15 protein-coding genes are annotated in these 23184 nt (G+C 73.8%); 7 read left to right on the top strand and 8 right to left on the bottom strand.

Annotated elements, in window-relative coordinates:
* Nucleotides 1-14 precede the first annotated feature (14 nt).
* Entirely contained in the window at nucleotides 15-2603 is a 2589-nt protein-coding gene (locus AAFN69_RS12845; protein WP_347728568.1) for a SpoIIE family protein phosphatase, read from the bottom strand.
* Between the two features lie 205 nt (nucleotides 2604-2808).
* On the opposite strand from AAFN69_RS12845, the gene AAFN69_RS12840 reads away from it, so the two are divergent.
* The gene (locus AAFN69_RS12840; RefSeq protein ID WP_347728567.1) at nucleotides 2809-3732 is read left to right on the top strand and encodes a MurR/RpiR family transcriptional regulator; all 924 of its coding nucleotides are present in this window, start codon (nucleotides 2809-2811) and stop codon (nucleotides 3730-3732) included.
* Nucleotides 3733-4290: 558 nt separating this feature from the next.
* Here AAFN69_RS12840 and AAFN69_RS12835 read toward each other — a convergent pair.
* Entirely contained in the window at nucleotides 4291-5031 is a 741-nt protein-coding gene (locus AAFN69_RS12835) for a Clp protease N-terminal domain-containing protein (RefSeq protein WP_347728566.1), read from the bottom strand.
* A 368-nt stretch (nucleotides 5032-5399) separates the two neighbouring features.
* Between AAFN69_RS12835 and AAFN69_RS12830 the strand changes: the two genes are divergently transcribed.
* Nucleotides 5400-6623, top strand: coding sequence for a hypothetical protein (locus tag AAFN69_RS12830; RefSeq protein WP_347728565.1), 1224 nt, complete (start codon nucleotides 5400-5402; stop codon nucleotides 6621-6623).
* A complete protein-coding gene (locus AAFN69_RS12825; RefSeq protein ID WP_347728564.1) occupies nucleotides 6620-7123 on the top strand; it encodes a hypothetical protein in 504 nt (167 codons plus the stop codon). Before AAFN69_RS12830 ends, AAFN69_RS12825 begins: the two co-directional genes overlap by 4 nt.
* 498 nt (nucleotides 7124-7621) lie before the next feature.
* Here AAFN69_RS12825 and AAFN69_RS12820 read toward each other — a convergent pair whose 3' ends face one another.
* Nucleotides 7622-9847 (bottom strand): tetratricopeptide repeat protein, encoded by a 2226-nt coding sequence (locus AAFN69_RS12820; protein ID WP_347728563.1) that lies wholly within the window; start codon nucleotides 9845-9847, stop codon nucleotides 7622-7624.
* A 205-nt stretch (nucleotides 9848-10052) separates the two neighbouring features.
* On the opposite strand from AAFN69_RS12820, the gene AAFN69_RS12815 reads away from it, so the two are divergent.
* A complete protein-coding gene (locus AAFN69_RS12815) occupies nucleotides 10053-13394 on the top strand; it encodes a tetratricopeptide repeat protein (protein WP_347728562.1) in 3342 nt (1113 codons plus the stop codon).
* A 320-nt stretch (nucleotides 13395-13714) separates the two neighbouring features.
* Here AAFN69_RS12815 and AAFN69_RS12810 read toward each other — a convergent pair whose 3' ends face one another.
* The 4 genes from AAFN69_RS12810 to AAFN69_RS12795 form a co-directional block, all read right to left on the bottom strand.
* Nucleotides 13715-14704, bottom strand: a complete 990-nt coding sequence (locus AAFN69_RS12810) for an alpha/beta hydrolase (protein ID WP_347728561.1) — start codon at nucleotides 14702-14704, stop codon at nucleotides 13715-13717.
* Nucleotides 14705-14846: 142 nt separating this feature from the next.
* The gene (locus AAFN69_RS12805; protein ID WP_347728559.1) at nucleotides 14847-15707 is read right to left on the bottom strand and encodes a hypothetical protein; all 861 of its coding nucleotides are present in this window, start codon (nucleotides 15705-15707) and stop codon (nucleotides 14847-14849) included.
* The gene (locus AAFN69_RS12800) at nucleotides 15689-17152 is read right to left on the bottom strand and encodes a hypothetical protein (RefSeq protein WP_347728557.1); all 1464 of its coding nucleotides are present in this window, start codon (nucleotides 17150-17152) and stop codon (nucleotides 15689-15691) included. The genes AAFN69_RS12805 and AAFN69_RS12800 overlap by 19 nt, the downstream gene beginning before the upstream one ends.
* 344 nt (nucleotides 17153-17496) lie before the next feature.
* Nucleotides 17497-18768 carry an ABC transporter substrate-binding protein gene (locus AAFN69_RS12795; protein ID WP_347728555.1) on the bottom strand — a complete coding sequence of 424 codons (1272 nt, stop codon included), beginning with the start codon at nucleotides 18766-18768 and terminating at the stop codon, nucleotides 17497-17499.
* A 205-nt stretch (nucleotides 18769-18973) separates the two neighbouring features.
* Between AAFN69_RS12795 and AAFN69_RS12790 the strand changes: the two genes are divergently transcribed.
* From AAFN69_RS12790 to AAFN69_RS12780, 3 genes are read left to right on the top strand one after another with little or no spacing between them, the layout of a single operon-like run.
* The gene (locus AAFN69_RS12790; RefSeq protein ID WP_347728553.1) at nucleotides 18974-19480 is read left to right on the top strand and encodes a PadR family transcriptional regulator; all 507 of its coding nucleotides are present in this window, start codon (nucleotides 18974-18976) and stop codon (nucleotides 19478-19480) included.
* On the top strand, nucleotides 19477-20241 hold the full coding sequence (locus AAFN69_RS12785; protein ID WP_347728552.1) for an ABC transporter ATP-binding protein: 765 nt from the start codon (nucleotides 19477-19479) through the stop codon (nucleotides 20239-20241). Before AAFN69_RS12790 ends, AAFN69_RS12785 begins: the two co-directional genes overlap by 4 nt.
* Before the next feature lie 3 nt (nucleotides 20242-20244).
* Nucleotides 20245-22533 (top strand): FtsX-like permease family protein, encoded by a 2289-nt coding sequence (locus tag AAFN69_RS12780; protein WP_347728550.1) that lies wholly within the window; start codon nucleotides 20245-20247, stop codon nucleotides 22531-22533.
* 15 nt (nucleotides 22534-22548) lie between these two features.
* Here AAFN69_RS12780 and AAFN69_RS12775 read toward each other — a convergent pair whose 3' ends face one another.
* Nucleotides 22549-23052 carry an NUDIX domain-containing protein gene (locus tag AAFN69_RS12775; RefSeq protein ID WP_347728549.1) on the bottom strand — a complete coding sequence of 168 codons (504 nt, stop codon included), beginning with the start codon at nucleotides 23050-23052 and terminating at the stop codon, nucleotides 22549-22551.
* Nucleotides 23053-23184: the final 132 nt, after the last annotated feature.

The raw sequence follows: 23184 nt of genomic DNA, 5'->3' as shown, positions 1-23184 counted from the left end.
TCGGGGAGCGGCGCTCAGGCCCAGCGGCAGGCCAGCAGCAGAGCGATGTCGTCGGCGCGGTCCGCCGCCCGGCTGGCCTCGCTGATCAGCCGGTCCGCGGTCTCGCCCAGCGGGGAGGCCCCGCACTCCGCCAGGGTGCCGCGGAGCCGCTCGACACCGAGGTCGATGTCGATGCCCGGCTGTTCGACCAGGCCGTCGGTGTAGAGGGCCAGTACGGAGCCGGGGTCGAGCCGCAGTTCGGTGACGGGGTAGGCGGCCGTCCCGTCGACCCCGAGCACCACCCCGCCCGCCAGGTCGAGGACCCGGGTCCCGTCCCGGGGGTGGTGGAGCAGCGGCTGGGGATGGCCGGCCCGTACCGCCTCGGTGTGACCGGTGGCCGGGTCGACCAGGATGTAGCAGCAGCTGGCGAACTGGCCGGGATCCAGATCGATGAGCAGCCGGTTGGTCCCGCTCATCACCTCCTGCGGATCGTGGCCGCTCAGCGCGAAGGCCCGTACCGCGCTGCGCAGCTGGCCCATGGTGGCGGCGGCGGACACCCCGTGGCCCTGCACATCGCCGATGACCAGGGCGAGCCGGTCGCCGGTCTCGACCACGTCGTACCAGTCGCCGCCGACATCCATGCCCTGGGTGCCGGGGAGATAGCGGCCGACGGTCTCCATGTTCTCCAGCACGGGCAGCCGGTGGGGCAGCAGGGCGTCCTGGAGACCGCGGGCGAGCGCCGCCTCGGTGTCGTACCGCTGGGCCCGTTCCAGGGCCTGGGCGATCAGTCCGGCGAGCGCGGTCAGCACGGTCCGCTCCACGGCGGTGAATCCGCGCGGCTGGTCGAAGCCGAGGATGCAGGAGCCCACCGGCCGGCCGGAGGCGATCAGCGGCAGAAAGGCGCGGGCGCCGACATGGGCGTCCAGCGGGATTCCGGGGTAGGCGGCGGCCAGCCGCTCCATCGACTCGAAGAACATGGGCCGGCCGGAGGTGAGGGTCTCCACCCCGGGCAGCCGGGTGTCCAGGGCGACGCCGTCGAAGCGGTCGAGGAAACCCTGGGGGAAGCCGGTCTCCCAGGCGAGGAAGAGATGCCGCTCGTGCAGCAGATAGATCGCGAGCTGCCGGCCGCCGAACGCGGGAAGCAGCTCCTGGGTGACCACGGCCGACACCTGACGGGCGGTGACCGCCTCGGTGAGCGCGATGGCCAGCGCCACCGGGCGGTAGAGCGCCGACGCCTGGCCGGCCTCCGGGCCGAGCCCCTCGCCGCTGCCCTCGATCACCCGTGGGCCGGCGTCCGGAATGGGCTCGTCGGCGATGTCGAAGGTGACGGTCACCCCGTCGTGCCCCGGGTAGAGCGAGAGCGCGAGCCATTCGTCCGGCCGGTGGCGGGCGACGAAGTGCACCGGGGCGTGCGAGATGAGGGCGGCGCGGAAGTGGTCCTCGTACGAGGAGGAGCCGAGCCAGGGCAGCGCCTCCCACAGCACCTTGCCCGTCAGTTCGGGGCCGGCCAGGCCGAGTCCGGTCTCGGCGCCGTGGTTGAGGTAGGTGATCCGCCCCAGCCGGTCGAGGGTGAGGACGCCGCGCGGAATCCGTTCGGCCGCCTCGGAGGCCATCGGGCCGGTGCCGAGATCCAGCAGGAAGCCGTGCAGCCGCACTCCCCCGGAGGCGGAGGCCGAGGCGGAAGGGGAGGCGGTGGCGGAAGCGGAACCGAACGGGCCCGGATCCGGGTCCGGCGGGCGGGCGAGTTCGAGCAGATGCGGGCGGCCGTCCGGGCCGCGCAGATGGATCCGGCGGGAGGCCGGCCGGCCCGAGTCGGCGAGCTGCCGGGCGAGGGACCACAGCCCGAGGACGTCCTCCGGGGAGAACTGTTCGGTCAGCGCGCCGACCGTGCCGGGAAACCCGTCCGGATCGATGCCGAGGACCGCGCAGAGGTCCCCGTCGGCCAGCACCGCGCCGGTGCCGGGCTCCCAGGTGAAATGGCCGATACGCACCGGGGGCGCGACGGCGGGCAGCTGTACGGAGACGGGCTCGCCGTCCCACCGGACCGCCTCCCCCCGGTCGCCGAGGGCGCCGAGTGCCGCACCGAGCCGCCGGGCGACATTGTGGACCCGGTGGCGGTCGTTGTTCTCGACCGGCCGGCCCGGGGTGGCCCGGCGCAGCACCGAGAGCACGCCGAAGCGTTCCCGGCCGCTGACCACCGGCACATAGAGCGACCCGAAGGGGAACGGCATCCCCGCCATCAGCTGCGGAAAGCGCCGCATGGCCTCCTCCGCGTCCGCCAGGTGGACGGCGTGTCCCAGACGGTGGACCTCGGCGATCGGGAAGGGGCGGTTGATGTGCACCCGCCACCACGGACGGAAGAGTCTGCACGGCAGCCCGGCGAGGACGGAGAGTTTCAGCAGGCCGGGAGTGCTGGTGCGCAGATGGATTCCGCCGGCGAATCCGCCCACCCCTTCGATCGCGTTCACGGCCGCCTGGGCGAGCATCAGCTCCAGCTCACCCGGTGCCCGCCCGCCGTCGCTCGGTGTTCCGGGCGGCTCCCCGTACCGATCGGGGGGAGGGCGCCCGGTCGCGCCGTACCAGGTCACACAGTCAGGATGCTCCCCGGTGGCCGGGGAGCGCATCTCCGTCGGGCCCGGAAAGCGGGCGGGCGGCGGCCCCCGGCCCGCCGGCCCGGACCATCCCGGCGCGTGGGTGCGGAACACCCGGCGGCCGTCCGCCGACTGTCCGGTATCTGAGACGACGGACACGGCCGGGCCGGATCCCGGAGTTGCGGCCGGATCTCCTGGGCTATGTTGAGCAGCAGTGGGACGAGAAGGAGTGACACCGGTGGCATCAGATCAGCAGGCACGCGCACAGGCGTCTGCGATCACACCGGGCAGGCTCTCCCCGGGCGCGGAACCCGCCCCCACCGACCGTGTTCTCGCCCTCTTCGGCGGCCATCGGCTCTCGCCGGGGCAGCGGCGCATCGCGCAGTACATCACCGACCACCTCACCGAGGCCGCGTTTCTGTCGATCACCGATCTCGCGGAGCGGGTGGGGGTGAGCCAGCCGTCCGTCACCCGGTTCGCCGCCTCCGTGGGCTTCAGCGGCTATCCCGCGCTCCGGGAGGCCCTCCAGCCGATCGCGCTCTCCTCGGTGGCCGGACCGCCGGAGACCGGCGGGGAGAGCCGCCGCAATGAGCTCCAGGCGGCCGTGGACGCGGAGATCGAGAATCTGGAGCATCTGCGCCGCGCGCTCGCCGACCCCGACCAGGTCCTCACCATCGGCCGCGAGCTGGCCCGCTCGGTCCCGCTCACCGTCCTCGGCCTGCGGATCTCGGTCTCGCTCGCCGAGTACTTCGCGTACGCCGCGCGCCGCATCCATCCCGATGTGCGGACGGTCACCCGAGGGGGCAGCGTCGCGTACGACACGCTGTTGCAGTCCCGGGCGGCGGGCGGGAGCTGGGTGCTGGCCTTCGCGATGCCCCGGCATGCGCACGAGACGCTGGCGGCGATGCGGACGGCCCGCGGCAGCGGTCTCAAGGTCGCGCTGATCACCGATCTGCCGCTGGGGCCGCTGGTGGACGAGGCCGACGTCACCCTCACGGCGCCCACCGGGTCACGGCTGGTCTTCGACTCGTACGCGGCACACGGAGTGCTCTCCGCCGCGCTTCTCCAGGCCATGGCGGACGCCGATCCGCAGCGGACCCAGGCCCGCCTGGAGGATTACGAACAGGCAGCCGAGCAGCACAACTTCTTCCTCGACGACTGAGCCGCCCCTCCCCCGGGACGGGCCGCCGGCGGAACCCGGCCGGTGACGCCGACCGGCGCGGGACGATCCGGTCACCGCGGAAGAACAGAAACTTTCATACCCCACCATGCATGAATTTTTTCATACCCTTGCTTACTCGACGGTATATATGTTTACTTCTCTTACACCCGAAGATCCACGAGATCCCGGATCGGCCCCCGCCCACGCCCTCGCGGAGAGCCGGCAGCCGGCCACCACCACACCTCACCCGCCACCCGCACCGCGTCCGGCGCGAACGGCGGGGACCCGCACCCGAGACGGGCGGAATCGACACCGCCCCACCCGGCCACGGCCGGGGCTCGCGGACCCGAAGACCGGAGTCCGGGGAAAGACGCTTGTCCTCCTCGCGTCGCCCTCCACGGCACTCCGCCCCGGGCAGTCACGTCCCCTGCGGACTGTCCACTCGGCGGCCCCGGCCAACCCCTGGGCCGGGGCCGCCAATAATCCCCGTCCCGCCGGGGAGCCCGCCCGCCGGGCACCGCGACACGGCATCCGGCGGATGGACGGAGCGGCCCCGGCTCAGCCCTCCTCGCGGGCGGCGAGCGACGCCGCCACCGCTTCGGCGATGAACGCCTCGGCGGCCCCCTTCTCGATCCCCAGCGCCGCGAACGGGCCCGCGCCGTCCTCCTGTTCGAGCAGGGCGAGCAGAAGGTGCTCGGTGCCGATGTAGTTGTGCCCCAGGCGCAGGGCCTCCCGATAGGTCAGCTCCAGCGCCTTCCGCGCCCCCGCGTCATAGGGAATCAGCTCCGGCACCGCGTCGGCGGCCGGGGGCAGCACCTCGCCGACGGCCTGCCGGACCGCGTCCAGCGGCACATCCTGCGCGAGGATCGCCCGCGCGGCGATCGCCTCGCGCTCGGTCAGCAGCCCCAGCGCGAGATGGGCCGGGGTGATCCGCTCATTGCGGGCCGCATGCGCCTCGTTCTGCGCGGCCACGATCGCGTTCTTGGCCCGGGGGGTGAAACGGCTGAAGCCCTGGCTCGGATCGAGATCCGGGACCTCGCCGCCCTCCTTCGAGACAAACCGCTTCTGGGCCGCCTGCCGGGTGACCCCCATGCTCTTGCCGATCTCGGTCCAGGAGGCGCCGGAGCGGCGGGCCTGGTCCACGAAGTGGCCGATGAGATGGTCGGCCACCTCACCGAGGTGATCGGCGGCGACGACCGCGCCGGAGAGCTGCTCCAGCGCACCGCTGTGCACCTTCTTGATGACCTCGATCAGCTCGTCGAGCCGGACGGGGTTCTTCATCTCCACGGGATTCTCCATGTGTCAACCTTAGGTTGACAGCCCTTCGCTGTCAACCATGAGTTGACACCTGTCCATCGGGCCCGGAGTGCCCGGCGGGAGATCCGATCGCGTTCGCGCACCTTCCAGCGCACACCCCCGCGCACCGCGCGAGCCCGGCACCATCGCGCCGGGGGCTCCGGCGGCCGAGACCCGGGGAGGGCTCCTCCCTCTCCGGCACCGGCTCCCCCCGAGCCCGCCGCGCGAGGTGATGCGCCATCGGGAACCTGCTCATGTGGTGCGGGACAAGGTTTCCCCAAGGGTCGGGCAAGCCTTCCGCCCGGCCCCCCGGGCATTCCCCCGGCAGACGGTGATCCGGACCCGGACACCAGGGAGACATCGGGGGCGCCATGTCGGCGTTGTACACGACCACAGCGGAGGCGGCCGAAGGGCGGCAGTGGCTGACGCTGGTCGAACGGAAGAAGGTGCTGGCCGTGGCGCACACGGTCACCTATACGAAGAGGCTGCTGGAGTTCCTGGCACTGCTGGAGCGCGACTTCCGCGTGCAGGTGGTCTTCTCCGCGCCGCCGCACGCCTTCGGCGACGAGGTGCCGAGGTTCCTCGCCCGGCTGGGCAGTGCGGTGGTGCCCTGGGAGGACGCGGTGCGCATGACGTTCGATCTGGCGCTGGCGGCGGGGCCGCGCGGGGTGGAGCGGTTGCGCGCGCCGCTGATCACGGTGCCGCACGGGGCCGGCTATCTGAAGCGCATCACCTCGGGGCCGGAAGCCGGGATCGCCGGACTGCGGCGGCAGGATCTGGCGCCGGGCGGAACACTGCCGGCCGCCGTGGCGGTCCCGCACCGGGCGGAGGCCGGGGAGATGGCCGCGCACTGCCCGGAGGTGCGCCCGCTGATCCATGTCGTGGGCGATCCGGTGTACGACCGCATCACCGCGAGCCTGCCCGCACGCGCCGTGTACCGGCGGGCGCTCGGTCTGGCGGAGGGGCAGAAGCTGGTGGTGGCGGTCTCCAGCTGGGGTCCGCGCTCGTCGTTCGGCAGGTTCGAGACGCTGCTGCCCCGTCTCGCCGGCGAACTGCCGCGCGACCGGTTCCGGACGGCCGCGCTCGTCCACCCCAATGTGTGGTCGGGACATGGCGCGTGGCAGGTCAAGGCGTGGCTGGCGGGGTGCGGACGGCAGCAGATCGCCCTGGTGCCGCCGGAGGCGGACTGGCGCGCCGTGCTGATCGCCGCGGACTGGATCATCGGGGACCACGGATCCGTGACGCTGTACGGGACACTCACCGGCGCCCCGGTACTGCTGGCGGCCTCGCCGGAGCAGGAGATCAATCCGGCTTCCCCGGCCGCGGCGCTCGCCGTCACCGCGCCGGCCCTCTCCCCCGCGCATCCGCTGCGGGAGCAACTCGCCTACGCGGCGGCCGAGTACCGGCCGGAGGAGTACGCGGCGATCAGCGGGCGGATCACCTCCGAGCCGGGGCGGTTCAACCGCAATACGCGGCGGCTGATGTACCGCGTACTGGGTCTCGGGCAGCCCGCCCACGACCCGGTGACGGTACCGCTGCCGGAACCGCCGCCCCTGGCGACATGGATGTCCGGCCATCGGGAGGCGTCGGCATGAAACGGCTGGTCACGGTGGCGGTGGCCCCGTTCGCCGGACGGTGCGCCCTGCGGGCGGAGGACGGTCCGGGATCGGCCCCCCAACTGCTGGTGCTGCCGCCGCGGGTGTGGCTTCCGGCCCTGGTGGACGAGCACTTGGCGGTCGACGCGGACCTGTGCCGCGACGAGCGGGTGCTGGGGTGCGCGGATGTGCTGCTGTGCGGGGGACGGCTGCCGTTGGGTGAGGCGTGGCACCGGCTCACCGGGCTGACGGCCGCCCGCCCCGGCTGCCGCCTGGCGGCGGTACCGCTCATCGGCGGCGGCCTGCTCGCGGCCGAGGGCGCGGAGCGGCGGCCGGTCGTCGTCCCCTGTGCCCCGGTGTCCGGCTGGTCGCTGCTGCCGTCCTGTCTGCACACCTGGCTGACGGCCGGCCGGGAGCTGGCCGAGCTGGCCGCGGCCGTCCGTGCCTCCGCGGCCGTACAGGGCGCGGCGGCCGTACGGGGCACGGCGGCGATCCGCTGAAGTCCGCCGCCCGGGACCGCGCGACCCCGCCGTCCCGGGCGGCGGTGCGGAAGCTCTCCGACTGCTCGCGTGCGCGCCGGCCGCATCGGGGCCGGCCGCGGTGCCGGCGGGATTCGAACCCGCGGACGGAGAGGGGCGGGCCCGCCCCGTCTCCATCAGTCGGCGCGAGGGGGCCTCCCCGCGCCGATCGCCATGGCCGCTCCGCCACGCCCCCGCGGCCCGCGGGTGTGCGCGCACCCGCTCCGCTCAGCGTGGAGCCCCGGCCGGAACGGACGAAGCCCCCGGCCGGAGGCGGAGACCTCCATCACGGCTGTGCGGAGGACGGGTTGAAGCGGCCCCGCCCGGCGCCGGCGCGGGCGCGCGGTGTTCGGCCGGTCGCCTCCGGGGGCAGGCCGCCATGGCCGGCGCGCGAGGGCGGTCCGGGGACGCCGGCCGGTCGGAGGACGGCGCCGCCGCGCGTCGAGACCACGGCCCGGGCGGCGGGGCCGCGCCGCCGGCTCAGTCGGCGGGCTCGCGCAGCCGGCGGGCGTCCGCCGGGCTGGTGGTCTCGTACAGGGACAGGGAGCGGGCGCGGAAGTCGACGGCGGCGGGGGCGTCGCCGGATTCCGCGGCGCTGTCGGCGAGCATCTCCAGCGTACGGGCCTGCCAGTGCGCGGCGCCGGAGGCGGTGAACACCGCCAGCGCCTCGTGGAGTTCGGCCATGCCCTCGGTGCGGTCGCCGGAGCGGACGCGGGCGCGGCCCAGGAAGGCGAGGGCGCGGGCGGCGTCATGGGGGTCGTCGACGGCGAGCATGCCGGCGCGGGCGCCGGAGAAGTGGGCGATGGCGGCGGCGGGGTCGCCGGCGGCGAGGGCGATCTCGCCCAGGACGGTCCGGGCGAGCGCGCTGCCGCGCGGATAGCCGCAGCTCTCCCAGACGCCGATGGCCTCGTTCAGATACGGCACGGCCTCGGCCATCAGGCCGAGTTCGCGGTGGCAGGCGCCGAGCCCGAGGAGGGCCTGGCCCTCGTCCCTCGCGTCGCCCGCGGTGCGTGCCGCGTGCAGGGAGCGTTCGTACCACTCGACGGCGGTGCGGATGCGGCCGGCGCCGCTCAGGCCGATGGCGCCGGAGTTGAGCATCTGGCGTTCGGCCGCGGCGCTGCCGTCGCCGCGGGCGGCCTCGACGCCGATCCGGTGGGCCTCGATCCACAGGTCGTAGTGGCGCAGCCGGAGGAAGAGGGGCCACATCGCGTCGGTGAGCTGCCATGCGATGGCGTGCCAGCCGTGTTCGGCGGCGTGGCGCAGTGCGGTCATCAGCCGCTCGCGCCCGCCGTCCAGCCAGGCCAGGGCTCCGGTGTCGTCGGTGAAGGGGACCGGCAGTCCCGGCCGGGGGCGGGCGGGGAGGCGCTCCAGGGTGAGCTGGGCGGGGGTGAGTCTTCGCTGGGCCGCCGTGGCGGCCTCCAGGTACCACTCGCAGACCCGGCGCAGGCCCAGCGTGCGGGCCTCGGCGCTGTCGTCGGCATGCGCGCGGTCCTGTGCGTGGACGCGGACGAGGTCGTGGAAGCGGCAGCCCGCCGGGCCCAGGTCCTCCACGAGGTTCGCCTCCACCAGTTCGTCGAGGCGCCGTTCGGCCCAGGGCAGGGACTCGGCGCAGGCGGCGGCGGAGGTGTGGGCGTCGAAGGTCCGCATCGGGAGGGCACCGAGGGTGCGGTAGAGGCGGGCGGTCTCCGTGCTGAGCACGGCGTACGAGGCGTCCAGGGCCTTGTGCACGGTGGCCTCCCCTTCGACTTCGAGTACGGTCAGCCGCCCCCGGTCGCGGGCGAGCGCGTCGGCGAGCGCCTCGACGGGCTGCCGGGGACGGGAGGCGAGCCGGGCGGAGGCGAGGGCGACGGCGAGCGGCAGCCCGTCGCAGAGGGAGACGATGCGGTGGGCGGCGGTGAGTTCGCCGGCGACCCGGTCCTCGCCGATGCCCCGGCGCAGGAGTTCGACGCCGTCGGCGGCGTCGAGGGAGGCGAGCCGGTGGAACGCGGCGCCGTCCATCCGCAGTCCGGACAGGAGCCGTCTGCTGGTGACGGCGACGAGGCAGCCGGGGCCGCCGGGGAGCAGCGGCCGGACCTGGGCGGCGGTGAAGGCGTTGTCCAGCATGACCACGATCCGGCGGCCGGCGGTGGTGGAGCGCCACAGCGCGCTCTGTTCGGCGGGCTCCAGGGGGACCGTGACGGCGCCGAGGGCTCGCAGGAACTGTCCCAGTATCTCGCTCTGGGTCGCGGGGTCGCCCGCCGAGGAGTGGCCGCGGAGGTCGGCGTAGAGCTGGCCGTCGGGGAAGTCGGTGTCGAGTGTGCGGAGCCAGTTGGAGACCAGGGTGGTCTTGCCGACGCCCGGCGGGCCGCTGACCACGATCAGCGGGCGGGCCGCGGTGCTGAGGGCGCCGAGCGCGGCGAGGTCGGGCTTCCGGTTGATGAAATGGGCGGGTACGGGCGGGAGCTGGCGCGGAACCGGGGGCGCGGGGCCCGGGCCGGTGGTGTGGACGTGAATGCCGCCGTGGACCTCGCGCGCCTGGATGGTGGGGCCGTGGAGGTGGGCGGAGCCGCCGATGGTGTTGCCGCCTCCGCTGCCGCCGGTCCCGGGGACGGCGTCCGTGGAGCCGGAACTCCGGGCGGCGAGGTCACCTCCCGTGATTCCGCTTCTCTCCGCCGGGCTGGTTGCGTTTGCGTCGATCGGCTCTCCATGCGCATCCCGCGCCGTCATCCATGCGCCCCCTCGTCTCCGGCGAACCTCGGATCGATCACTCACGTCCTACCCGTGGGGGCACGTCCTACCCGGAGGCGGGCGGCGAACGCCGCGTCGACTTCCGGTCAGTACCGATCCCACCCTGGCGGCGCCTGCCCGCCCATGTCATGCTCACCAAAAATCAGAGGGAGCCGGGTGCGGCGGAACCAGCGGGAGGGCGCTGGTGGAGATCCTCGTTCTGGGTCCGGTGGGGCTCGCGCACAGCGGGGCCGGGGGGCCTTCCGGCGGGAGCCGGCGACGGCTCGAACTGGGCTCCGACAAGGAGCGGATCGTGCTGGCCTCGCTCGCCCTGGAGCCGGGCAGGCCCGTGGCACTGCGGGTGCTCATGGACCGGCTCTGGCCGGACGAGCCGCCTCCGGGAGCCCGCCAGAGCGCGCATGCCTATGTCTCCAAGGTGCGCAAGCAGCTGCTGCGCGCCGCCGGAGCCGGACCGGACGCATCGAATCCGCCGGATTCGCGGAGTGCGCCGGCTGTGCCGCGGGTCGTCAACAGGGCGCACACCTACCGGCTGGAGACCGATCCGGACCACGTCGACTGGCACCGCTTCCAGCGTCTGGTGGACGACCCGCCCGGCACCGGCGGCGACCGCGCGGACGCGCGGCTGGTCGAACGGCTCACCCGGGCGGAGGAGCTCTGGCAGGGCGAGGCGCTGGCCGGCCTGCCCGGCACCTGGGCGGATTCGGTGCGCGGGGCGCTGGCGGAGAAGCGGCTCGGCGCGGCCGTCACCCGGATCGCGGCGCGGCTCCGGCTCGGTCACTTCGGCGATGTGGTGGGCGAGTTGCGCACCCTGACCGGCCGCCGCCCCGAGGACGAGACCCTGCTGGGACAGCTGATGCTGGCGTACTACGGCAGCGGCCGGTTCACCGAGGCGCTGCGGGTGCACCAGCAGGCGCGCCGGGTGCTGTCGGCCGAGTACGGCGCCTCCCCCGGCCCGGAGCTGAACCGGATCCACCGGGGCGTGCTGGACCGGGTGCCGCCCGGGGTCCTGGCCCGGCCCGGGGCACCGCCCGGGGGCATCGCCCCGGTCACCGGCTCCGCGCGTGCCGCGCCCCGGGCGGCGGGCTCCGCCCCGGAGCCCTCGCCGGGCCCCCGCAATCTCCCGTATCAGCCGCCCCTGGTCGGCCGGCGGTCCGAGCTGCGGCGGCTGAGCGCGGCGATCGAGCGGGCGGCCGAGGACGGGCCCGTCATCACCCTGGAGACGGTGAGCGGGATGGCGGGGGTCGGGAAGACCGCCATCGCCGTGCACACGGCACGGTCGCTCGCCGGCCGCTTCCCCGACGGCCAGCTCTATCTCGATCTGCGGGCCCACTCCCCCCATCAGGAGCCGCTGACCCCCGGGGAGGCGCTGGCCACCCTGCTGCGGCTGCTGGGCGCGCCGGCCGGGCACATCCCCGTGGAGCTGGAGAGCCGCAGCGCCCTGTGGCGGACCATGCTCGCCGAACGGCGGGCGGTGATCGTGCTGGACGACGCGGCGGGCGCGGAACAGCTCCGTCCGCTGCTGCCCGGGGGCACGTCCTCGCTGACCATCATCACCAGCCGCCGCCATCTGAGCGGGCTGCCCCGGGCGCTGCCGGTTCCGCTGGACGTGCTCCCGGCCGATGACGCGGTGGCGCTCTTCCGGGGCTTCGCGGGTGAGGAACGCACCCAGGACATCGTGGAGACCGCCCGTATCGTCCGGCTCTGCGGCTATCTCCCGCTGGCGATCGAGATCGTCGCGAACCGCTTCCGCGCGCACACCTCCTGGACACCCGCCATCCTCGGGGACCGACTCGCGCGCTCCCCCGGGAGATTGGCCGAAATCCGCGATGCGGATACGGAGATGGCCCGCGCGTTCGATCTCTCCTACCGAACGCTCACCGGTTTACAGCAACTGGCATTCCGTAGACTCGGGTTATATCCGGGGGCGGATTTCACCGCCGACGCGGCGGCGGCTCTGCTGGGCCTTTCCCCCGATGTCACGGAGCGGTTGCTGGAGGCTCTGTGTACCTTCCATCTGCTGCGGGAGCCGGTGCCGGACCGCTATCGCTACCACGACCTGCTGCGCGAATACGCCCATGCCATGGCGGTGTCGGAAGATCCGGCTCCGGAACGGGCGCAGGCGCTCCGGCGGCTCACCGATTTCACCGTGGTGTCGGCGGAGCGGGCCGACCGTCTCGCCTATCCGCGCCGGATCAGAATCGACCTCGCCGACGGCCGGACGCCGCCGGGGGCCCGCGGCCGCGGTTCCGCTCGGGCCTGGACACCGGATTCCGCTTGGGCCCGGACACCGGATTCCGCTTCCGGGCCGGCGGCCCGTGATCACGAGTTCGCGCCGGAGCCGGCCGGCGCGGCCGGCTCCCTCTCCGCGCCGGCCCCCGCACCGGCGTCGACGGCGGACGCCGCACGGGCCTGGTTCGCGGCCGAGCACGGCAATCTGCTGGCCGTCGAGCGGTACGCGCGCACCGGCGGACGCCCGGAGGCGGCGGCCCGGCTCGCCTATGCGACGGCGGGGTACCTCGACGCGGAATGTCACTGGCAGGACATGGAATCCGTGCTCAGGGACGCGGTCACCCGCTGGAGCGCGACGGGCGACGAGCCCCGGCTCTGCCGGGCCCTGACCCAGCTGAGCGCGGCGCAGGTGCGCACCTCCCGCTATCAGGAGGCGGCGGCCAACGGCGAGCGGGCGCTGGAGATCGCGCGCCTGACGGGGGACACCGGGGCCGAGGCCGAGGCGCTGCGGATCCTGGGCACGCTCAGCGGCGGCCTCGGCGACAACCGCAGGGCGCTCGTGCTGTTCCAGAACTCCTTCGCCATCACCGCTCAGTCCGGCAGCGGCTGGGACCGGGCCCGCGCGCACAACAACATCGCCATCTCGCTCCTCCAGCTCGGCGAGCACGCCCGGGCCCTCGAACACTTCCGGGGCGCGCTCTCCGGTTTCCGGGCCTCGGATGACACGGCCTCGGTCGGCAAGGCCCTCAATAATATCGGGCAGCTCCATCTCCATGTCGGCGACTTCGAATCCGCCCGCATTTCCTATGAGAATGCCCTGCCCATTCTGGACGCCACCGGAAACAGATACGACCGGGCGACAGTCCGCCGGAACATCGCCGATATCCTGACCGAGACGGGAAGTCCGCAGGCGGCTCTGCCGCTCTACCGCGAGACGCTTCATGAATTCCGCGCACTGGGCGACCGCGACAGTCAGGCCGAATCTCTGAACGGAATGGGTGAGGCGCTCCGGAGGATCGGGGAGCACGGGAGGGCGGCTGGTTTTCTCGGTGAGGCCCTCGACATCGCCCGCTCCATCGGCGCCGCCCACCACGAGGCGCGGGCACTGTGCGGCCTCGGCCGGGTGGAACTGACCCGGGGCCGGACGGACTCCGCCCGGGGACTGCTCCGGCACGCACTCGCCGTGGCCGCGCGGACGCACAACGCCGATGAAGAGGCCCGGGTGCGGGCCGTCCTCGCCTCGATGGCACCCGGAACACAACCCGAACAGACAAGCGAAAGCGGATCGGCGGAGTGATTTCCCCGGCGTGAATCCGGCACCGGCCGCATTCGGCGCCGGCGCCGAATTGGTCTGGACCGCACCCGCCGCTACCGACCCGCGAGTCAGCAGCGGGCGGCGATCGAACTCGTGCTCAGCTTTCGACACTGCATGCGGTAGCGTCACCTCCGCAAGCTTCGTCGCGCACTTCGAAAGGGCAATTCCAGCGTGGAAAGTTTCAGTTTCACCGCAGCGTCATTCGATTTCATCGCCGCCCTGCGAATCCTGGGGTGCATATACGTATGACGCTGCCCGGGGTGGTCCATCGGGCCACCCCGCCCGCCTGCTTCCGGGCGTCTTCACCCGGCATGTCCGAATGCGCGGTTCAATGTGGTGACCGCCTGGCCGATCGCGGACTCGGCGGCCCGGGTGGCGCGCAGGGCATTGAGCATCACGAAGTCATGAATGACTCCCTGGTACCGGATCGAGGTCACCGGAACCCCGGCGGCGCGGAGCCGGCTGGCGTACGCCTCCCCCTCGTCGCGCAGGACATCGGCCTCCGCCGTGATCACCAGGGCCGGCGGCAGTCCCGCGAGCTGCTCCGGGCCGGCCCGCAGCGGTGACGCGGTGATCTCGGCGCGCCGCGCGGGATCGGGGGCGTACTGATCCCAGAACCACCGCATCGCGTCCCGGCTGAGGAAGTACCCGGTGGCGAACTGCCGATAGGAACCGGTGTCGAACGACGCGTCGGTCACCGGGTAGAACAGCACCTGCTGAACCAGCGGAACATCACCACGCGCCTTCGCCATGAGGGTGAGGGCGGCGGCCATGTTGCCGCCGACCGAGTCGCCCGCGACGGCGATGCGCCCGGCGTCGAGCCCCCGCCCCGCGCCCTCGGCGACGATCCAGCGGGCCACCGCGTAGTTCTGTTCGATCGCCACCGGATAGCGGGCCTCCGGCGAGCGGGTGTACTCGGGGAAGACGACCGCCGCCCGCGCGCCCGCGGCGAGTTCCCGGACCAGCCGGTCATGGGTGCGGGCGCTGCCGAAGACCCAGCCGGCGCCGTGGAGATGGAGGATGACCGGCAGCCGGCCGTTCACCCCGGCCGGCCGGACCACCCGGGCGCGCACCGATCCGGTGGGGCCGCCCTGGACGGTGACCCACTGCTCGTCGACCGCGGGCCGGTTGATCTCGCCCGACTGGACCTTCTCGACCGCCTCACGGCCCTCCGCCGGGGGCAGTTCGAAGAGGAACGGCGGGCTCGCGGTGGCGGCGGCGAAGTCGGCCGCCGCCTGTTCGAGTACGGGCGGCTCGGGCGCGGGCGGTGCGGGGGTGCGGTTCTCGGACATGCTCCGGGTTTCCTCACGGGTGGCGGATCGCGGCACGACGGGTGTGGTCGGCAGTCTCCCCGGCGCGGAGCGCGCCGGCGGGTATTTCGCGCCCGGGGGCCGGGGTGTCACCGCTCCGGCAGGGTGCGCACACCGATCGCCGTCAGGCCGGGAGCCGGTGCTGCCGGGAGCCGGGCGCCGGACGCGGGCCGGCGCCGGACGCGCCGGACGACCCGGCCGGGTGGAGGGTGAAGGTGTCCGCTCCCCAGCGGACCGTGCGCCGGCAGACCAGACCGTGCTGGGCGAGGTGCGGCGCGAGCCGCTGGATTCTCGCCCTGAGCGCGGGAAGGCTCATGGGCCGGGACGCCTCGCCGAGCAGATAGCGCACATCGTGGCAGCAGAGCGGGGCCCGGGCACCGAGCAGGATCTCCAGAAGCAGGGACTGGCTCCGGTGGGACGGCTTGAGCGGATCGGCGCAGGGCTCCTCCGCGCCGGAGACGCCGGAGACGCCGGACGCGCCGGACGCACCGGACGCCCCCGACCCGCCGCCGTGGCCCGCGGGACCGATGTGCCCGGTCCGCTCGGTGGCCAGGGACCGGCAGAGCCAGCGCAGATCCGCGGTGATCCGGGCGGCGGCCACGGCCGCGGAGGTGTCCCTCCGCAGTACGTTGAGTGCCCCGGCCCCCAGCAGCGCCTCCGTGTCGACCCGGGTGGCGGACGACACGGTGACCGGTGCCAGCAGGCGCAGCGAGCGCACCCGCTGCACGAGTTCGGCGACGGGTTCGGGCGCGGTGCTGTCGAGCAGGGCGAGTACGCCGGTGGCGCGGCGCAGGTACTCGTAACCGAGCTGGTCGCCCCAGGGCCGGACGACGAGCCGGAGCGGGCAGGCCCTGCGGAGCCGTGCCACCCATGCGAGGCTGGCGGCCGGGTCGAGCGAGACGACGACCACTCGCGGGGCCTCCGCTCTCGGCCGGCCCGGGCGCGGTGCGCCGGTGGCGCCGGGGCTCAGCGTGCCGGTCCGCATGATTCCGCTTCCTGGGAACCGGGGCGGGCGGGCGTCGTGCGTCCCGCCGGGGAGAGCCCTCCCGGCATCTGCCGGCCGCCCTGCGGCACACCGGCCGCCACACGCCGTGCCGCAGGGCCGGCCGCTTCCGGCGCCGGCGTCGCCGGGGTGGGATCCGTGGTGTTCCCGGCGTCCGGGACGGCCGCGGCCCGCCGCGCACCCGGCATACGGGGAGAGCCGCCATCGGTGCCGGTACGGGCACGGAAGCAGGTGGTCCGCCGGCCGGCCGGGCCCGCCGTGAGGGCGTCGGCCGGCCACCAGGCCGCCGCGTTGCCGGAGAGCGTGCCGGGGGTGCACGGGCCGCTGATGACCAGCGGGGTGCCCGGTACCGGCGCGGGCACCATCCAGTCGTTGAAGTTGACCGCGCACACCAGTCCGTCGCGGACGAAGGCGAGCACTCCGGGCAGGGTTTCGAGGAGTCGGGGGGCGCCGTCGCCCGGGCGGCCGAGCGCCCGCCGCAGGCCGAGGGCGGTGCGGTAGAGGTGCCAGCGGGAGTCGGGGTCGGCGATGGCGCGGTCGGCCGGGAGTTCGGTGAGCCGACCGGGCCGGGGCAGCCAGGAGGGCGCCGGATTCCGGGGTCCGCCGTCACCGAAGGGTGAGACATGGCCGACCGGTGCTGTGGGGCCGGGGGGTGGGGTGGCGGCGAGAGGCACGGCCTCAGGGGGCGAGGGGGCGGCCGGGGGTGAGCCGTGGCCGGACCGGGGCCGCGGGGGCCGGACGCCTTCGTGCGGGGTCCGGCGCCCGGTGAGCCGCCGGATTCCGGCGGACTCGGGCGGGCGGGTCCCGGGAAGTCCCAGCTCCTCCCCCTGGTGCAGCTGGGCGGCCCCCGGCAGGGCCAGCGTCAGCAGGGCCGCGGCGCGGGCCCGGGCCGCCTCCCGGCCGCCGTCCGCCGGGAACCCGAGGGCGGCGCGCGGGCGGTGCCCGCTGTCCAGCGCCCAGGTGACGGTGGTTCCGGTGCGCCCGGCGTCGTGGAGTGCGCCGGTGACCGCCCGGTGCACGGCGTCCGCGTCCCAGCCGGCGCTCAGCGGGTCGCAGAGGAGCGGCGCGCCGGTCGCGCCGGGCCGGGGAGTGCCGGCGCGGTCCCCGGCGAACGGCGACGGGGTGACGCCGTCCCGGGCGGCGCCCGCCGGGCCGGGGACGAGAAGCCTCAGACCGTACCGCCCGGCATCGGCGGCCAGCAGCCCGAGCTCCTCCGCCTCACCCGCCGCGTACCCGGGTCCGGCGATGCGGCCGGGGGCGGTGTCGGCGGCGGAGCCGGCGGGGAGGGGGGCGGGAAGACGGGTCAGCCGGATGCCGTCGACACCGAGGTCGCTGATGTACGGCAATCCGGCCCGGACACCGGCGAGATCGCCGACTCCGTCCCCGGTGGTGTCGAGGAAGGTCGTTACACAGATCCGGTAGATCACGGCGTGGCGCCACCATGCCCCTGTGCCACTGCCGTCCGCCCGGTGACAGGGCGGAACGGGGCGGCTTAACGGTTTGACGGGCTCCACCGTGTGTGTCAGGGACATCGGCACCGTCCTTCGTAGGCGATCCGGCGGTCCTAGTTTCATGTTAGGTACCGGCGACAGAGCAGCGTCAAGTGATGCGCATACATTTCCCATATGTTGAGCGGAGTTACCGGGATGAACTGGGGGAAAACGCTGTCATGGGGAGCGGGCGCAAGGAATTGGAAGAGCCGCCTTCTACTTAACAAGTATCCATGTTCCCGGCGGATATGACGGGCTGTCGGCCCGGCGCCCGGCCCGCCTCAGCGGTCGAGCACCTCGCGCAGCTCGCGGTCCAGCCGCTTCAGCGCGGCGGCGGGCGAGACCCGGCCGGCGAGCGCGCCGTGCGAGATCGCGGCGACCGCGAGCGTCATCTGTTCGTACTCCGCGTGCTTGGGCCGGAGTCCTGCCTTCCGTACGCTCTGGAGCAGCGCCGGAAGCCAGGGAAAGCGCCCCGCCAGCCCCCGGTCGAGGTAGAGCGATTCGCGCACCGGCGGCAGCCCGCCCTCGGTCAGTACCCGCCGCTGAACGCTCTCACTCAGCAGATACGCCATCAGGTCGGCCGCGGAATCGGGGTGCCGGGAGCGGGAGTTGACCGCGAGATTGGATCCGCCGAGCACTCCGACGCCCGGACCGGCGGGTCCGGGCAGGGGCACGGCGGCGAATCGGCCGGCGACCTGGGAGCCGTTCTCGGACGCCATCGCGTGCACATAGGGCCAGTTCCTCAGGAAGATCAGCTTCCCCGACTGGAAGGCGAGCCGGGAATTCTCCTCCTTGTGCCCCAGCGACTCCCGGGGGATCCATCCCTCCCTGACGCCCCGGGTGAGGAAGGAGAGCCCGGCCAGCGCCCGGGGCGAGTCGGCGGTCACCTCGCCCCGCTCGTCGACGAGGGAACCGCCCGCCGAGAGAATCGCCTCCGTCACGTTCACCGTCAGCCCCTCGTAGGGAAGGAACTGGCCGCCGTACCCGCCCATTCCGTACTTCCGCGAGAGCCGCGAGGCCGCTGTCGCCAGCTCGTCCCAGGTGCGCGGCGGGGCCATCCTCTCCCGGTCGAGGATGTCCTTGCGGTAGAAGAGCAGGCCCGCGTTGGTGACGAAGGGGACGGCGTACAGCCTGCCGTCGTAGACCGCGGTCTCGATGACGGCGGGCAGCAGGTCGCCCAGCGGCAGTCCGCGCGGGTCGACGGCGGAGATCCAGCCCTCGCCGGCGAACTCGGCGGTCCAGGTCACATCGATGTTCAGCACATCGAATCTGCCGCTCCCGGAGCGCAGACTCTCCCGCATCTGGGCATGCACCTCATCGGCGGTGTCGGGCAGTTGGATCAGTCTGACCCGCTCCCCGGGGTGCGTACGATTCCACCCATCGAGCACACCGCGGAGGTATCCGGTGAGATCACGACCGGTCACCAGGGTCAGCGGGCCCCGGCGGTCCGTCCCGGCCGAGGTCCCGCCGGGACGGGCGGCGGGAGCCGCGAGGGCCGTCAGAGCCACGGCGACGGCGAGCACCGCACGGCCCGCCACCCAGGTCCAGCGCATCACTCGCCACCCTCTCCGCCCCCGCCGGAGGGTGTGGATCCGGGCACGCGACCCGGAACCCTCCGGCACATCATGTGTAATCCGTACCAGGCATCATGGAGGTCCGCGGGCCGATCCGACCCCCGGAGAAGCAGATTTCACCGTCCCCGTCCGGCCAGTCACCGCCGACTCTGCGGACCACCCGTTCCAGGAGGGAACCGGCACCGTGCGTCTTCATCTGCTGGCGCTGCTCGCCGGTGGTCCCGCCCATGGATACGAGCTGCGACAGGCTCTGGAGAAACTGCTGGGCGAGGCGTACCCTCAGCCCAACATCGGCCAGATCTATGTGACTCTGGGCCGGCTCGAACAGGCGGGGCTCATCGCGGGCAGGCATGTCAGCCAGTCGGACCGGCCGGACAAGCGGATTTTCGAGATCACGGAGGCGGGACGGGCAGCGGTGGACGCCTGGTACGAGACCCCGTCCGAGGCTCCCCGGGTGCGCGACGACTTCTTCATGAAACTCGCCCTCGCCCACCGCACCGGCCGCCAGGACCAGATCAATCTGATCAACAAGCAGCGGCGGCACTATCTCAATCTGATGCGGGCACTCTCCCGGATGGATACCGGCGGCGAGGACGGCGGCCGGATCGCGAGCCTGCTGATCGAGGGGGCGACCCTGCATCTCCAGGCCGATCTGGACTGGTTGGAGCGCTGTCAGGAGGAACTCGAATGAGCCGCGGTGCCGATGCCCGCCTCCCGCTGCTGAGCGTCGCCGGACTCACCAAGAGCCACCGGGCCGAGGGGGACCGGGTGCGCGCGGTGCGCGGCGTGGATCTGACCATGGCACGCGGTGAGTTCATCGCCGTCACCGGTACCTCCGGGGCGGGGAAGTCCACGCTGCTCCACTTACTGGCGGGGCTGGAACGCCCCGACAGCGGCACGATCACCCTCGACGGGCAACGGGTCGATCAGCTGAGCGAGTCCGGCTGGGCGAAGCTGCGCAGACGCCGGCTCGGCATCGTCTTCCAGTTCTTCAATCTGGTCTCGACCCTGACCGTCGCCGACAACATCGAGCTGCCCGCCCTGCTCGCCGGGCGCGGCGGCCGGGAGAGCCGGGCCGCGGTGCGCGCCCTGCTGACCCAACTCGGCCTGGAGAAAAGGGCCAACAGCCTGCCCGGTGATCTCTCCGGCGGGGAGCAGCAGCGGGTGGCGCTGGCCCGGGCGCTGGTCAATTCGCCCGATCTGCTGCTCGCCGACGAGCCGACCGGCAGCCTCGACAGCCGGGGCACCCGCGAGGTGATCCGGCTGCTGACGGGTCTGCACCGCGGCGGACAGTCCATCCTGCTGGTCACCCATGACAAACGGGTGGCGATCGAGGCCGAGCGGGTGATCAGTTTCCTGGACGGCCGCATCGTCGACGAGCATCCGCTGGGCGACGGCGGTACGGGACCGGCCGGCGTCACCCGGGCCGCTTTCTCCGACCTCCCGGAGTGACGCGTGCGCGCCATTCTCCGCTGGGCCTTCGCCGATCTCCGGACACATCGCGGCCAGGCCGCCACCCTCACGCTCGCGACGGCCGGCATCACCGTGGCGTTCCTGCTGTCGGCGGCGCTGCTCCAATTCGCCGCCAACCCCTGGCAGCAGCTGTTCACCGAGACCCGGGGCAGCCATGTCTGGCTGCGGCTGTCCGACGGCGCCGACACCCGGCGGCTGGCGAAAATCGACGGGGTGCGGTCGGTGTCCGGCCCGTACGCCACCCTCTCGCTGACCCTGGGCGGTGAGTCCGCGGCGGCGGGTGTGGAGGTACGCGTCACCGAGGACCACGATCCGCCCGGCACCCGGCTGCTGACCGGGACCGGGCTGAGCGGGGCCGAGGGCCAGCTGGTGCTGGACCACTCGACCGCGCGGCAGCTGTGGGTGCGGACCGGCGACCTGGTCTCGGTCGCCGGCTCGGAGCTGCCGCTGCGGGTGGTGGGGGTGGCGGCCACCGCCGAGGCCGGGTTCGCGCCGGGCGAGCGGCCCGGTATCGGCTGGGTGTCGCCCGCGACGCGGAGCCGGTACGCGGAGAGTGCCCGGCCGGGCCGTACCGCGGGGCTGCGGCTGGACGATCCGGCGGACACCGACTTCGTGGTACAGCAGACGATCACGGCGGTGGGGCAGGGGCAGGTCGTCGCCCTCACCACCTGGAAGGACGCGCGTTCCGCCTTCGCGGACGACAACCAGCTGCTGGGGCGGCTGCTCCGGGGCTTCGGGGTCGGCGCGCTGCTCGCGGCGGCGGTCGCGGTGACCGGCGGGGTGGGCGGCCGGGTACTGGGGCAGACCAGGGACATCTCGGCGCTCAAGGCCATCGGGATGACCCCGCGTCAGGTCGCGGTGATGTTCTTCGGCCAGCACACGGCGCTGGCGCTGGTGGGGGTGGCGGCGGGCTCGCTCGCGGTACGGGCCCTGGGGGTCCATGTGCCGGGGCCGATCGGGGAGGCGGTCGCGCACAGCACGGCGCTGCCGGACTCGGGCGGGGCGTATCTCGCCTTCGGCGGCGCGACGGTGGCGGCCATCGCGGCGGCCACCGCTTTCGCGGCATGGCGGGCGTCGCGGGTGTCGCCGAGCCCGGCGGCCCGGGCGGCGAGGCAGGCTCCGCGCGGGATGTCGCGGGCCGCCCGGATCGCGCTGCGCCGGGGTGTGCCGCCCGCTCTGGTGCTGGGGTGGCGGGGCGCGGTGCACCGGCGGTCGCGGTTCGCCGCGAGTGTGCTGCGGCTCGCGATGCCGGTCGTGATGATCACGGTGGCGCTCTCCACGATCGCGACCCTCGACGGCCTGGACGGCGGTGACCGGAGCAGGCTGACCCCCGAACCGCCGCTGACCGTCCGTCAGGAGAGCGGGATCGACGCCCGCGGCGTACAGCGGGTGACGGATCTCCCGGGCGTACGGGAGGTGTATCCGGCGGCCGAGGTCACCGCGCTGCTGCCGGGGCAGCACGGGTCGGTGACCCTGCGCGGCCTCGGCACCCGCGAGCGGCCGTACTCCCCGGTGACGGTGGAGGGCCGGGCGCCGTCCGCCTCGCACGAGGCGGTGGCGGGCCAGGGAGTGCTGGACGCGATCCGGGCCGAGGTGGGCCAGTGGATCCGGCTCACCGTCGGCGACACCGCGCACATCCTCCACATCGTGGGTCGCTCGATCGAGCCCGAGCACGACGGTCTCGTGGTGACCACCACACTGGACACCCTGCGGGAGAACGGCACGGCCCGCGGACCCCAGGCGTACGCGGTGCTGCTGCGGCCCGGCGCGGATCCGGAGCGCGTCGCGCGCTCCCTCACGGCGGTTCTGCCGGATGCCGTCGTGCACCGCGCTCCGCCGCCGATCGCCTCCGCCGCGCTGGTCAGCCGGGTGCTCACCGGGCTGATCGCGGTACTGGCGCTGATCGCGGTGGCGGAGCTGGCGGCGTCGGTGACCACCGCGGTCTGGCACCACGCGCGGGAGCTGCCCGCGCTGCGCGCCGTCGGCCTCACCCCGCGCCAGCTCACGGGGGTGGTGGTGACCCACTGCGCGGTGACGGCGGTCGCGGCGGCGGCCGCGGGCATCGCGCTGGGGGTGCTGCTGGCGCGTCCGGTGATCGATCTGGAGGGGGACAGGAGCGGGGTGGGCGCGGGAATCGCGCTGCTGCCGCCGGGGCAGTCGCTGCTGCTGACGGGTGCCGGGCTGGTGGCGGCGGCGGTCGCGCTGGCGGTGGTCCCCTCACTCCGCGCGGAGCGCCGCCGCACCCCGGATCCCGCGACGGCGGTGCGGTGACCCGGGATCGCGGCGCTACTCGGCGTGGAGCGGGAACAGCGCCGGGGGTGAGCGGAACCAGGCCGGGCCGTCGGTCAGCGCCTGTTCGATCCGGAACCGGGCGAAGTTGTTCAGTTCCCCGGGCAGCGCGTCGAGCGCGAACCACCCCACCTCCTGCGACTCGTCGTCATTGACGCGGGCCGAACCGCCGGTGGCCCGGCAGCGGAAGGTGATGTCCATGTACTGGCACTGGTCGCCGTTGGGGTAGGTGACGGGCTTCGGCAGCCCCTGCACGAGGACGACCCGCTCGGCCTCGCAGTGCACGGCGGTCTCCTCGTACACCTCGCGCACGGCGGTCGCGGCCGGTTCCTCGCCCGGCTCGGGGATACCGCCGATGACCGACCACTGGCCGTTGTCGGCGCGCTTCACCAGCAGGACGCGTCCGAGGTCGTCGAAGACGGTCGCGCTGACTCCGGGCAGGAGCAGCAGGGTGTGTCCGGCACCGGCGCGGATGTCGCGGATGAAATCGGGAGTCGCCATGCCACGACCCTAGGCCCAATGCCGTTGTCTTTGTGGTGGGCGTACTGTGTTTGGTAGTGGGTCCCGGGGGTGGTTCAGGTGGCTGCGAGTGTGTCTAACTTATCGGGTCTTGGTCTCCTGACCTGGGTGTAT

It is taken from the genome of Streptomyces sp. CAU 1734, from assembly GCF_039888735.1.
Classification (GTDB): Bacteria; Actinomycetota; Actinomycetes; order Streptomycetales; family Streptomycetaceae; genus Streptomyces.
This window is presented reverse-complemented; position numbering and strand designations above follow the sequence as displayed.